Origin of the sequence: Citricoccus nitrophenolicus (genome assembly GCF_047305825.1) — a bacterium.
GTDB lineage: Bacteria > Actinomycetota > Actinomycetes > Actinomycetales > Micrococcaceae > Citricoccus > Citricoccus nitrophenolicus.
Genome location: NZ_CP063070.1, coordinates 2,883,226 through 2,896,667, shown reverse-complemented (window position 1 = coordinate 2,896,667; position 13,442 = coordinate 2,883,226). Strand labels below are relative to the sequence as shown.

Below are 13,442 nucleotides of genomic sequence, written 5' to 3'. Positions count from 1 at the left end.
ACCTTATTCCTGTTCCTTGCGAGCTTGCTGGTCCACTGTACGGACAGAGGGGTGACCATCGCCACGCCGGGCCGCCCGGGTCTGCCGTTCGGCGGTACGGTCACCGCGGCGGCGTTCGGCCTGGCGTATCCGGGCGGCCCGGCGCTGCAGCCGTTTTGCCTGCCGGCGCCGCCGGCCCCTGGCCCGGGCCTCGAGCACGAGGGAACGCGGAGAGTACTTGGCCCGGAAGCGCGCCCAGCCACCCACCGAGTCCCGCATGCCGGCGATGTTCTCATCCACGCGGGCCCAGTAGTCGGCCACCTGCGCCTCGCTGGGCTCCCCGGGACCGAAGACGGCCTGATCCGCGCGGCGCGCCAACAGCGCGGTGCCCGCGGCCGCCGTCGGGAAGGTCCCGGCCAGCTGACCGGCGTGTTCGCGCCGGGTTCCCGAGCGCTGGGGCTCCGAGCCCAGGTCCGTGGCCAGGGAGATCACCTCGGACCAACCACCGGAGACCTGCTCGGCGGGGGTGTCCGCCGCGCGGCGGCGCTTGCGGCGGCGTCCCTTGAGCAGGGCGATGATGATCAGCGGGATCAGGAGGATGATCAGCGGGATCAGTGAGTAGACCACGATCATCACGAGCTGGCCCCACTGGTCCCACCAGGACCGATCCTCCTGCTCGGCGTCCTGCGGCTCCGGAGCGGTGTCCGGTGGCAGATCCGCCTGCTCCTGGGGCGGTGGCGGCGGCTGGAGCACCTGCGGCTTGGGCGTGGACTGGGGCTCCTGCTGTGGCGGCGTGGGGACGTTGTCCTTGTCCGGGGTGGGATCCAGGGCGATCCACCCGATGTTCTCGAAGTTGACCTCTACCCAGGCGTGGACGTCCTTGCCCTTGATCTGGACCGGACCGCCGCCCTCGGGGTAGTTCTCCGGATAGAAGCCCATCACCACACGCGCGGGGATGTCCAAGGACCGGGCCATCAGGGACATGGCCACGGCATACTGCTCGTCATCCCCGATCCACTGCTCGGCGTCCAGCAGCTGGGTGACGCGGCCGGCGTAGTGTCCGGAGAGGGAGGTGACCTCGCCCTCGCGGCCGTTGGAGAAGGCTCCGGACTCATGCAGGGTGGAGGCCAGTCCACTGGCGATCGCGAAGGGCTGGTCCTGGTTGCCCGTCAGTTCGGCGGCCTTCTCCGGGACGATCTGTGGCACGCCCGCCAGCTCCGGCATCACGATCTCCCCGAAGTCCTGGCCCTCCAGGTCCTCGGGTTCCACCTGCACCGGGTAGACCACGTCCGCGGAGTAGGAATCGCCCCGCTGCAGCGGGATGGTGGACAGGGCCGTCTCGTTGCCGTCGTTGTAGTAGAGGGACTGGGAGAGCTGGTCCGCCCGGGGCCCCTGCAGCTCGGCGCCGTTGAGCTTGCCGCCACCGGGCAGCCAGACTCCGTTGTAGGCCTCGATGGTGAAGTCCAGCGTGCCGGAGGTCCGATTCGGGATCTCCGTCTCCGAGGTCTCGGTGAGCTTGGAGGCGTCCCCGACGGGCGAGAAGTTGCCGCCGGACTGCGGGTTCACGGTATAGACCATGCCGTCGTAGGCGTCCAGGGCGGCGAGCCGGACCCGCTGGCCCTCCGGCAGCCCGTCCACGGTGAACAGCACCTCCTCGTGCTGGTCCTTGACGTATTGGCGGAACTTCATCAGTGGGCTGGGGTAGTCGAAGAGCTCGATGGGAGGGTCCACCACGTCCCGCAGCACCTTGCGGTCCTGACCTTGCAGCAGCAGCGGAGAGGCCGCGGTCGTGAGCAGGCCGGCCACGGCCAGCACCGCCGCTCCCATGCCGACCCGGCTCCACAGCATCTTCCGCGCGGTGGCCGGGTTGGACACGGTGGTGGTCCCGCCCGTCTCTGCCGAGGATTCCGCCTGCGTCCCCTGCACCCGCATCCGGTGATGGCGCCAGGCCAACCAGGCCACGGAGGCCATCACCAGCACCATGCCGCGCACCAGGGCCATCGGTGCGTCCTTGGTGCCGAACATGATGCCGACGGCGGTCAAGACGAGGACCGGGATGATGGTCCAGTACGGCATGCGGACGCGCCAGGCCAGCAGGCCGGCCACCAGGGCGGTGATCATGCCGGACAGGTATGGGGCCACCAGCATGCCGCCGTTGATCCCCACGGGGGCGGCCACCGTGAGGATGTCCTTCCACGCCGTGATGGGCCCGGTGGCCAGGACGAGCAAGGAGTCCAGGCTGGGCAGGAACCCGGCGGCGGCCTCCACGGGTGCCGCCAGCGCGAACCCGAACACCAGGTAGACGATGATGGCCGCACCGGCGGTCCTCCAGACGTTCCACCGCAGATACGCGCTGGTCAGGGCGAGGCCCAGTCCCAGCACGATGCCGCCGAATCCGGCCACCAGGTAGCGCCAGCCGCCGGCGAAGGTGTCATGGAAGCCGAGTATGCCGAGGCCCAGCAGGACCACCAGCACAGCGGCATCGATGCCGATCTGCACCCAGGGGAAGCCGAGCCGCAGGCCCCGCTGACGGGGCTGTCTCGGCAGCTTGGAGGCCACCGGGCCGGCCTCGGTGCGTTTGCCGCGGATCATCATGCGGCCGCCTTCCGCAGGGCCAGGCCGAGGTCCTGGAGGTCCCCGATCGAGATGACGGTCAGATCACCGATGTTGGCGCGCTGGGTCTCCAGTCCGTGGGCACAGCGGACGGCGAAGGCCCTCACGCCCGGGGGCACATGGTTGGTGGCCCTGCGCAGGTCACCGGCGGTCGGCTGGTCCCCCGTGATGAGGAAGAACACAGAGGCGTTCGGGACGTTGTCTGCCGTCTCACGTGCCACGTCCACGCTGGTCTTGCGCAGCGGCTTGCCCTCGATCCTCGTCATGTCATCAAGCATGTTCCGCCCCGTCTCAGTGTGGACCGGCCCCGCGTGGGACCGGATGGACAGGTTGCGCTGCTCCTTGAAGGCCTCGAGGCCGATGGAGGCGGCCACGGAGATGGCCAGCTCGAAGTCATTCTCGGTGGCGTACTCGGAGGTGTTCGTGGACAGGGCGAGCGCCAGGTGCGCCCGACGGGTCTCCTCGAACTGGCGCACCATGAGCTTGTTGGTGCGAGCCACGGTCTTCCAGTGGATGTGCCGGCGATCATCGCCCGGGACGTAGTCACGCAGGGCGTGGAAGGAGACATCCGCGCTGGAGAGGTCCTTGGTGGGGAGGCCCTCGAGATCGCGGATGAACCCGGCGGAAGAACCCTGCAGCGCCACGGTGCGGGGGTGGACATACAGGTCCTCCGGCTCGGTCCACTTCAACTGGCGGCGCAACAGTGACAGGGGGTCCTGGCGCACGGAACGCACCGGCCCCACGGTGATCACCGCGCGGCGGTTGGTCGGGATCGTGAAGAGGTCCTCATGCACTGCCCCGGGCCGCATGCGCGGCAGCTGGAACACGGCCGTGGCACGGCCCACCGGAAGCTCCATGGCCGCGGGCATCAGCGCCTTGTCTGCCGTGTTCGTCACCTCGATGGCCCCCACGGCACGGTCGCCGACGGCCACGCGTGACCGGGCCAGGTCCAGCTCCACCTGATAGGAGGAACGGCCCAGGATGAACCCGACCGCCAGCAGCAGCAGGAAGATCCCCACGAGCCCCGCGATCAACGCCTCCGCCCATCCGAACACGAGTCCTGCGATCCAGGAGATGACCGTGATGGACACCACGAGCCACCCCAGGGGCGAGACCACGTCCAGAACGGGCTGGACCCTCCGGCCCCACCAGCCGGTGGCCGCCTCTCGGGCCGGCTCGGTGGTGACGGCCGTCGATTCGCGCAGCCGCCGCCAACGGTCCTGCAGGTCGGCCGAGGTCCGGCTGACCTGTGCCCCGGCGGCTGAGGCCCGGCGACTCCGCCGCGACGGCTGTTTCCCCGACGACTCCTGCGGCTCCTGCTTCCGTTGCGAACGGCGCGTTCGAGGTGATGACTCGGTGCTCATGTGGTCCGGTGAATCCTCAGGCGCCCGCGGCGGAGGAGCCGCCACGGTAGACGGTGTCCTCGTTCGCGTCTTCCACGGCGGACTGGCCGGCACCGGAGGCCGGGGCACCTGCCAAGGCGGGGGCAGGGGCCTCGGAGCGGTGCTGCGGGGCGCCCACGGTGGCCAGGACGCGACTGAGCACGGCCTGCGGGGTGGCGCCGGCGAACTCGGCCTCCGGGTCCAGGACGAGGCGGTGGGTCCACACGTGCGGGGCCAGGTCCTTGACGTCATCCGGGAGAACGTAGTTCCGGCCCTGCGAGGCGGCGCGCACCTTCGCGGCCCGGACCATCGCCATGGCCCCGCGCACGGAGACACCCAGCCGGGTCTCGTCCGCGGTGCGGGTCTCCTCGGACAGCTCGGCGATGTAGTTCAACACGGCGCCGTCCACGTGCACCGTGGTGGCCAGCTCCGTCATGTCACGGATGGCCTGGGTGGTGATGATCGGAGACAGTCCGCCGGAGCGGTCCTTCTGGGCAGCACCGGAGAGCAGCTCCACGGTGGAGGCCCGATCCGGGTAGCCGATGGAGGTCTTGATGAGGAAGCGGTCCAACTGCGCCTCCGGCAGCTTGTAGGTGCCGGCCTGTTCGATGGGGTTCTGGGTGGCGATGACCATGAAGGGGCGCTCGTTGGTGTAGGTCACGCCGTCCACCGTGACGCGGGCCTCCTCCATGACCTCCAGGAGGGCCGACTGGGTCTTGGGCGAGGCGCGGTTGATCTCATCCGCGAGCACGATGTTCGCGAAGATCGGGCCACGGTGGAACTCGAACTCCTGCGACTTCTGGTCATAGATGGTCACGCCCGTGACGTCAGAGGGCAGCAGGTCCGGGGTGAACTGGATGCGGGAGTGGGTGCCCTTGACCGTGGCGGCCAGCGAGCGGGCGAGCATGGTCTTGCCGGTCCCGGGGGCATCCTCGAGCAGGACGTGGCCATCCGTGAGCATGGCCGTGAGGACCAGCGAGATGACGTCTTCCTTGCCCAGGATGGCCTGGCCGATGTTGTCCGAGATCTTCTCGAACGTCCCGGCGAACCACTCGGCCTGTTCGGTGGTCATGGTCATGGGTGCTGCTCGCTTTCGTGGTGGTTCAAGGTCTGAGTGTTTGGAGGACGTTGGTCTTGGTCGGCTGACGCGCTACCAGGGATTGACCCGATTGGAGTCGATGCTGCCGACCTTGGCCCACACCTGCGTGCCGTTTGACATGGCTCCATGCCAGCAGTTGATCATCTGGCGAGCACTGCCGCTGGCCGGCACGGAGATGGTGTGCGTGCTGTTGTTGAACTTGTGCGCGCCGCCATTGCTCGTCCAGCACTGCACCTCATGAGTGCCCTGGGGGAAGTCCTTGACCGAGACATCGAACTTCCGGCAGTCGACATTGCATTCAGGCACGCTGACCGGGTCTCCGGCACGCAGGGTGGCGCTCGGTTTCGCAGGCGGCGGCGGCGCAGCGTCAGAGGTGGCCTTGGTCGTCCACGATTGAGCCTTCCCCTCGCTCGGGGTCGCCGTCACCGTCAGCGTGCGGGTGTCCGAGTGGCCGGTGCTGACCGTCTGCGAGCCATCGTTGGGTGTACTACCGACGCCGGAGATCTTCACGGAGAGCTTCACCGGCCGACCGTTGGCATAGGCCGAGGTATTGGAGTTCCAACTGAAGCTCACCTTCCGGTCCCCGCCGGAGCCCTTGAGGTTCGAGGCATTCTTGACCGGGCCGTAGGCGCTGGTCTGGTTGGAGGACGCCGAGGCGTCTCCAGCACCAGCTGCGTTCTGCGCGCGCACCTTGACCGTCACGTTCTTGCCATTGCTGCCGACGTTGATGGTGCTGCCCGGACCGCTGATCCGCTGCCAGCTGCCACCACTGACCTGATACTGATAGCCGGTGATCGGTGAGCCGTTGGCGGAGCCGGCCTTGAAGTTCACCTCGATGGTGTTGTTCTTGCCGGTGGCCTTGATCGAGGGCCTGGAGGGCGCTTTCGGACGGCCGTACGGCGTCACCGCGGTGGACCGGGCCGAAGCCTCGGACGTGCCCACGCGGTTGGTGGCCTCCACGGAGAACGTGTAGGACGCGGTGGTCTTCAGTCCGGTGACCTGCTGCGACGTGCCGGATGTCGTGAGGGACTTCAGGAACGAGCCACCCTCGTACACGTTCAGCGTGTACCCGCTGATCGTCGCACCATTGTTGTTCGGGGCCCTCCAGCTCACGTTGGCCACACCGCCGTTCACGGCGGACTCGGCCCGGGAGGCCGAGGGCGCCAGCGGCTGCATGGGCTTACCGGCCGGAGTGATGGACGAGGACCAGCCAGAGAACTCACTGGGCCGGTCGGCATCATTCACCGCCTGGATCCGGAACTGGTAGGCGGTGCCGTTGGTGAGCCCCTCCCACGTGGTGGAGGTGCCGGAGACCGACTTCTGGGACACGCCGTTGGGCGGGGCCGGGGAGATCTCCACCGTGTAGGAGGAGATGGGTGAGCCGCGGTTCACCGGGGCCGTCCACGTCAGGTCCGCCGTCTTGTCCCCATCCTCCCCCTTCGGCGGGGCCGGGCGCTCGGGCTCCACGTCCGGGCGGGCCGGGGCGGAGGCCACGGAGGGATCGGACTCTCCGACCTCGTTCGTGGCGGTGACGGTGAAGGTGTACTCCTGGTTGTTCGTCAGCCCGGAGATGGTGCACGTGGTGGCGGCGCAGTCCTGGTTCACGCCGTCCGCCGTCACGGTGTACCCGGTGATGGCAGCGCCGTTGTTGGCCGGGGCGTCCCAGGTCAGCACGACCTCGGAGTCACCCACAGAATCCACGCGCGGCACTCCGGGAGCCTCGGGTGCACCCTTGACGTTGAGAGAGATGGTGCCCTGGACCTGCCGGTCCGGGTCCTCAGTCATATCCTGCACGGTGTATTGGACGGTCATCTGCCCCACGAGGTCCCCGTTCGGGATGATCACCACGTTCGAACCGGACACCTCGGCAGTGCCGGACCCGGCGGACAGATCGGTGCCCACGATCGTCAACTCGCCCTCGCCTTCAAAGGGGTTCACGTCATTGTCCAACACGGGCACGGTGACCGCCTCGCCCTGGTGGGCGTCCGGCACGGTGTCCGGGTTCGCCACGGCCAGTGGGCGGTCGGACGCGTTGACCGTGATCGTGACCTGAGCCGGCACCGGATCGGACTTGCCGTCCGTCACCGTGACCTGCACGGTCCCCCGGGTCCCCTTCGGAGTATCGGCACCGGCGGACGCAGTGAGGACCGAGCCCTCGAGATTCACGTCCACGCCGTCGATGGAGGACTCCCCCACGGCGAAGGTGAGGTTCTCGGCGTCATCCGGGTCCGGGTCGGTGGCGGCCTGGGCCAGGTCCAGCCGGGCCGGGTCACCGCCGGCGGCGACCTCCATGGTGTTGGACTGGAACACCGGGGGCTCGTTCTCGTCCTCCCGCGGCAGCACCTTGATGGGCTGGGTGAGCACGGCCTTCAGCCCCTCGGGATCGTCCGGCCCGGAGCCGTCCGTCACCTCGAAGGTCACCGAGGCGGCACCGGAGAAGTCCTCCGGAGCCGTGAAGACCATGTCCGTGGCCCCGCGGACCAGTCCGCCCTCGGATTCCGGGGTGGAGGACACCTTGGACTCCTCGGTCAGACGGGGGGACCTGCCGTCCCGCACCGCCACGAGGTCGTCCAGGTTCAGCGGGAGTTCCTCGCCCGCAGTGACCTCGAGCGGGGCATCCGAGCGCAGCGTCGGGCGCGCCTCGCCGGCCCCGGGGACGATCACGAAGGCGTAGGCCGAGAGATCGTCGGCATCCGTCAGTCGGTAGGTGATGATCTGGGGATTGGACTGCACGGGGACCACCAACTGATTGTCCTCGGTGAGCGTGACCCCCTCGGGGTTGTCCGGCAGATCCACCGCGAGGTCGTCCGGGGTGCCGTCCGGGTCCTCGTCGTTCTTGAGGATGTCCACCGTGACCTCGTCCTGGTCCACGGTCTCCTGGAAGGAGACGCGGTCGTCCCGGGCGATCGGGGCGCGGAGCGGGGCGTTCGGGTCCGACTCGACCGTCAGGGTGCCGGTGTCCTGACCGCCGCGGCCGTCCGTGATCGTGTACCGCACCGAGACGAAGCCGGCCTCCGCCGGGGAGGTCAGCAGGATGCGGCCGTCCACCAGGGCGGCGTCGGATCCCTCGGTGGCCTCCAGTGTGTCCACGAACTTCAGCTCGTCCCCGTCCGCATCCGTGTCATTGGCCAGGACGTCCACGGCCACGGGGCGGTCCGGTCGAACCCGGATGGAGTCGTTGACCGCCACGGGCGGGGTGTTCTCCTGCGCCACCGGGGCGATACCCACCATCACGGTGCCGGTGGAGCGGGCTCCGAGGCGGTCCTCCACCACATAGGTGAACACGTCGGTGCCGGTGGATCCGGCCGTGGCCGTGTACTCGATCGAGTTGGCTGTGACCTTGGCCGAGCCCTTGGTCGGCGGGGTCTCCAGCTGCACCAGGGACACCGAGTCGCCATCCGGATCGATCCCGTTCAGAGGGATCGGCATGGCCACGGTCTCTCCCGAGAACACCCGGCCCTCCACGGTCTCCGGCGACGGCGGGGAATTGTTCTCCAGGTCCATCTCATTGATGTGGAACGTCACCCGGGCGGAGGCCTCCTGGCCGTCCGGTCCAGACACGGTGTACACGGCGGAGACCGTCTTGGCCTCCGCGCCGGCCCGGAAGCGGATCTGGTTGTCCGAGACGGACACCAGGCCGTCGGCGGGGTCCACGCCCTCGGCCAGTTCAGGCTCCAGCGTCATCTCGGCGTCGTTGGGGTGCACGTCATTCTCGAGGACGGGCACGGTGACCACGTCACCCGCCCGCACCACGGCGGTGTCCGGGTTGGGCCGCGGCGGCTCCATCTTCTCCGGGGCCGGGACCGGGATGACGGTGACCTCACCCTGGGAGGCGGCCGTCCCATTGGTCACGGTGTAGGTGAAGGTGACGGGTTCCGTCATGCCCTGCTGGTCCGTGATGCGTAGCACGGCGTTGCGCTCCACGGACACGTTGAACGGCGCGTCATCCGGCACATCCACCTGCTGGGCCACCAGCACGCCGCCCTCGGGATCCGAGTCGTTGCCCAGGATGTTGACGAGCACCTCGCCGTTGGCCGGCAGCAGCGCCACGTCCCGGACGGCCACCGGCGCTCCGGTGTTCTTGTCCGGGTCCTTGACGTCCACCCGGATCAGGCCGGGCGCGGAGGCCGGGCCGTTGGTGGCCACATACTTCAGGTAGTAGGTCTTCTCCTGGTCTGAGCGGAAGGAGACGGTGCCCGTGTCCGAGTTCAGTTCCGCCTCGGCCCCGGAGACCGGGTCCACGTGCGCCAGCCGCAGTTCGCTGCCGGTCGGATCGAAGTCGTTCTCCAGGGGGGAGAAGGTGGCTTCCTCCCCCACGTTCACGGTCACGTGGTCCGTGGCCGTGATCGGCGGGGCCGCCCCCTTGGGCAACACCTCCACCACCACCCGTCCGGTCTCCGACTCGCGGCCGTCGGAGACGGAGATCTCGAGCTCCTTGGTGCCGTCCGTCTTGCCGACATCCTCGAAGGTCAGCACGCCGTCCGGCCGCACCCGAACCACGTCCCCGTCCTCTGAGACGGCCCCCATCAGCTGCAGGTCGTCCCCGTCCGGATCCTTCCAGTCAGTGAGGATGTTCTGGGAGACCTCGGTACCGGCCTGCACCCGCAGCGTGGTCACCCGCTCCTGGACCGGCTTGGAGTTCTCGTCCTCCGGCACCACCCGAACGGTGGCCTTCGCCTGATCCGTGCCACCCCGGCCGTCGTCCGCCGTGTAGGTGAAGCTCGAGGAGCCGCTCGCGTCCTCCGGGACCACCATCTGGAAGCCCGTGCCGTCATAGATCTGCTGCAGGGTGCCGGTCTTCGGCTGGTCCCCGGAGAGCTCGGCGGTCAGCAGGTCCCCGTCCGGGTCCACGTCATTGAAGAGCACGGGCAGGGCGGTGGTGCGCCCGGCGCGGACGCCGAAGGAGTCGTCCTTCGCCACCGGCTTCTGATTCTCCTCCTGGCGGTCAGGCAGCTCGATGGAGTCGGTGATCTCGTCCGACTCCTCCTTCTCCTGCTCGCCCTCACCCTTCGGCGGCTCCAGATCGGACCAGTTGTTGACGATCTTCATGCCGTCGGCCACCAGCCAGGTGTTGCCCTGCGAGATGTCATTGAGGACCACCACGTCCCGGTTGACCCGGAAGGTCATCTCAGCCTCGGCAGGGATCTCGGGGATGCGCTCCGTGGTGTCCTGGGCGTCCTCGTCACAGTCCCGGTGATAGAGCCCGCTCCCCTGCCACGCGGCATGGGTGCAGGAGCCCACGCGCACCGGCTGGATCGGGCTGCCGGTCTCCTCCACCGGGGTGTACTGGGCCTCCCCGCCGCCCAGCGGGACGGTGGCCACCTTGTTGGCCAGCGCGACGACGGCCCCGTCCGCCTCCGGTCCCGGTGCCTGGAGCTTGCCCTCGGCCGGGTCCACGACGGACGAGGAGTCACCCACGGAGGTCACCAGGGTGCCCGAGGCGGCGTCGAAGACGACGCCGGTCTCCCCCACGGCCGAGATCTGCGGCTCCGTCAGTCCGGAGAGCCCGTCGATCTCCGTGGAGGAGATCTCCCGGAAGCCGGCCGGCTCGGTCTCCGCGCCGGCGTCGTTCTCCTCCTCGGCATCCGCCGCACCCTCCTGAGGTGCCTGCTCGCCGTCCCCGACCGACTCGGTCTGATTGGCCTGCTCGCGCAGCTCCTCGTCCGTCAGGGGGCGGAAACCCTTGATCAGGTTCGCATCCAGATCCGCCACCCACACCGTGTCATCCCGGCCGACCGCCGAGAGTACCCGGCCCTCGCCCTCATACAACGGCTCGGCACCCTCGGAGGACATGGCCCCGAGGTTCTCCGTGGTGGCGGCGTAGACGCGGCCCGCCTCGGCGTCTGAGACGGCCACGATCCGCTCGCCGTAGGAGAAGGAAGAGTTCGCCGGAAGCATGGTCTCATCGGAGAGCGCGAAGGCCGCCGGATCCACCGTGGTGGCGGCGCCGATCTCCAGGTCCCGCAGATACACCTGATCCGCGTGCTGCGCCAGGTCGTACTCCGTCATGGTGGTGGCCACGCCACCGTCCAGGGTCTGCGACTGGTAGTTCAGGTGGGCAACCTTGTTCTCTTCCTTGTTGACCACCCAGACGCCACCGTCATTGAGGTCCACGTCCGCGGTCTGGAAGCCCGGGTAGAGAACGGCCCCCGTCACGGCTACGGCGGAGACGCCGATGAACGCGGTCGCCTTCAGAGCGCCCTGCCGCCCGGTTCCGAATCCAGCCCTCACGTTTGTCCCCCATCAGCGAATGTCCGGGGCAACTGCACACTGACGGCCCAGTTGCCACTCGGGCGAGTCTACCGGTTCCGCTCACGGCTCAAACCCCTGTTGGCCCCTTGCCGATGGGGAGTACTCCCCATGCAGGGAGGTTGCATTGAGCGGGTAGGCCGGGTCCGGATCAGTCGACGATGAGACCGTTGCCCGTGCCGGGCATCAGGATGGACGGCCGGATCTCGCCGAAACCGCGGACCATCTGCGGCGGCTGCGGGACCAGCACGAACCGCTCGTCCCCCTCCAGGGCCATGGCCGTCATGGCGTCCACCAGCACGGTGCCGGGGTCCGCGAGCGATGTCAGCCGGGAGGCCAGATTCACGGTGGGCCCGTAGATGTCCCCGAGCCGGGAGAGCACCCTGCCCCAGACCACGGAGACCCGGGAGGAGGGCAGGACATCGTCCTCGGACATGGCCTGGGCCAGGGCCAGACCGATCTGGGCGCCGGCCTCCGGTGTCTCGGCGTTGAACATGACCTCGTCCCCGATGGTCTTGACCAGCCGGCCACCGCCGATCGAGATGATCTCAGCGCACTTGGACTCGAAGCGTTGCACCATCTCGGCCAGGGTGCGCTCATTCATGCGGCGGGACAGGGAGGTGTAGGAGACCATGTCCGCGAAACCCACGGCACGGGCCAGCGGCAGGGGGGCGTCGTCCTCGGAGCCGTCACGGCCCACAGCGCTGGCCGCCAGACCGGCCTCCACCCGAACGGTCAGGCGCTGCAGGGCCGAGTTCAGCTGGCGCCGGTACGAGTAGGCCATGACCTCCTCGAGGGGTTCGATGATCTCCGGCAGCATGCGCACCACCTCACGGCGGGCCTGCGGGTCCGTCATCCCCTCGCTGATCTTGTTCTCCACAAGGGCCTCGATCTGCCACACCACCATGCGGTCCGTCATCTGGCCGATGGAGCGGGTCAGGGAGATGGCCGTCTCCTCGTTCAGGGTGCCGCGGCGGACCAGGTCGATCATGGTGCCGATCGCGTCCGTGTCCAGCTGGGTGAACGCCCTGTCCTCGTCCTTGACGTTCGGGAAGCCGAGGGCACGCCAGAGCTTGCGGGCGGAGATCAGGGAGACGCCGAGCTCCCCGGCCATGTCCCGCCGGGTCATGTTGCGTGGCCCGCCGAGCAGCTCCTTCTCCAGGGTCGAGATCGCCTGGGTCCAGGAGCTGGCGTCGTACGCGTCCTGCAGTGCCAGTGCCGCCGTGGAGGTGGTGTCCGGCGGGATCCTGCGGGAGTGACCGTCCTGATCGTCCTGCGCCGCAGCCGACACCGTCTCCATCTGGGCGGTCTCCGGGGTCGGTTCGGCGGCCGGGCCGGCGTCCGGCCCCTCAACGGAACCGCCCAGACCATGGAGGAGCTCCCCCAGATCACTGCCGCCGGCGTCCACCTCGTGTGGTCCGGGCAGCTCGTCCCAGTCGTCGGTCGATGTACTCTCGTCAGCCACGGTAGGCCCGTCCCCTTCCGCTGTGGAGGCCGTATGGTTCCGCCCGCATGGGGGCGGGAGGCGGTGCCTGCCTTGGTGCCTGCCCTGGTGCCTGCCCTGGTGCCTGGACTGGCGCCTGCCCTGGCAGGGGCACCCCCGCGGGCCTCTGCGGGTCCCCGCCCTGGAGCGAGACCTCCCGGCGCAGCGCGCCCACCTCGAGCAGGATCAGTTCCCGGAATCGCACGGCCTCGGGCATGTTGGCCAGCAGCCAGGAGTTCCCGGAACCGTGATCCACCATCAGGTCCCCGGACTGGGACATCCGCTGCCTGCGGCGTTGGCGCATCCGGACATCGTAGACGGAGAGCAGGTGCAGGGCACGCTCCCGGGAGGGCCCGATGCCGGCCCGCTGGATGATGCGGCGGGTGGTGAGCAGGGTTCGGCGGTTGAGCCAACGCCAGGCGGGGCGCAGGCAGCCGAAGAACAGTGCGGCGGCGGCCAGGATCCAGACGAGGCCCACCAGCCACCCGCGGGCACCGACCACCAGGTCCGGCAGGTCCGGGCGGGCCAGGAGTCCCTGGACATAGCTCGTGGCCAGGGCGATCAGCATCAGCCGCAACACGGGTCCGGTCAGGGCACGCGGGTGGGCGCGGGTACGCACGCGAACCTGTTCGCCGGG

6 protein-coding genes are annotated in these 13,442 nt (G+C 69.0%); all 6 read right to left on the bottom strand.

The annotated features are described in order from the left end of the window. Positions 1-3: 3 nt before the first annotated feature. The 6 genes from IMT31_RS13130 to IMT31_RS13105 all read right to left on the bottom strand — a co-directional run bounded on the left by IMT31_RS13130 (position 4) and on the right by IMT31_RS13105 (position 13,424). The gene (locus IMT31_RS13130) at positions 4-2,574 is read right to left on the bottom strand and encodes a transglutaminaseTgpA domain-containing protein (RefSeq protein WP_413543064.1); all 2,571 of its coding nucleotides are present in this window, start codon (positions 2,572-2,574) and stop codon (positions 4-6) included. After that, positions 2,571-3,956: a DUF58 domain-containing protein gene (locus tag IMT31_RS13125; RefSeq protein ID WP_413543063.1), complete on the bottom strand. Its 1,386-nt coding sequence runs from the start codon at positions 3,954-3,956 to the stop codon at positions 2,571-2,573. Before IMT31_RS13125 ends, IMT31_RS13130 begins: the two co-directional genes overlap by 4 nt. A gap of 16 nt (positions 3,957-3,972) precedes the next feature. Then, the gene (locus IMT31_RS13120; RefSeq protein ID WP_413543062.1) at positions 3,973-5,052 is read right to left on the bottom strand and encodes an AAA family ATPase; all 1,080 of its coding nucleotides are present in this window, start codon (positions 5,050-5,052) and stop codon (positions 3,973-3,975) included. A gap of 72 nt (positions 5,053-5,124) precedes the next feature. After that, positions 5,125-11,304 carry an Ig-like domain-containing protein gene (locus tag IMT31_RS13115; protein ID WP_413543061.1) on the bottom strand — a complete coding sequence of 2,060 codons (6,180 nt, stop codon included), beginning with the start codon at positions 11,302-11,304 and terminating at the stop codon, positions 5,125-5,127. A gap of 169 nt (positions 11,305-11,473) precedes the next feature. Beyond that, positions 11,474-12,622: an adenylate/guanylate cyclase domain-containing protein gene (locus IMT31_RS13110; RefSeq protein ID WP_413544426.1), complete on the bottom strand. Its 1,149-nt coding sequence runs from the start codon at positions 12,620-12,622 to the stop codon at positions 11,474-11,476. A 157-nt stretch (positions 12,623-12,779) separates the two neighbouring features. After that, on the bottom strand, positions 12,780-13,424 hold the full coding sequence (locus tag IMT31_RS13105; protein ID WP_413543060.1) for a PH domain-containing protein: 645 nt from the start codon (positions 13,422-13,424) through the stop codon (positions 12,780-12,782). Positions 13,425-13,442: the final 18 nt, after the last annotated feature.

Coding starts and splice junctions, on each gene's coding strand:
- IMT31_RS13110 (WP_413544426.1), bottom strand. CDS start 12,622: ATGGAGACGGTGTCGGCTGCGGCGCAGGACGATCAGGACGGTCACTCC.
- IMT31_RS13130 (WP_413543064.1), bottom strand. CDS start 2,574: ATGATGATCCGCGGCAAACGCACCGAGGCCGGCCCGGTGGCCTCCAAG.
- IMT31_RS13120 (WP_413543062.1), bottom strand. CDS start 5,052: ATGACCATGACCACCGAACAGGCCGAGTGGTTCGCCGGGACGTTCGAG.
- IMT31_RS13125 (WP_413543063.1), bottom strand. CDS start 3,956: ATGAGCACCGAGTCATCACCTCGAACGCGCCGTTCGCAACGGAAGCAG.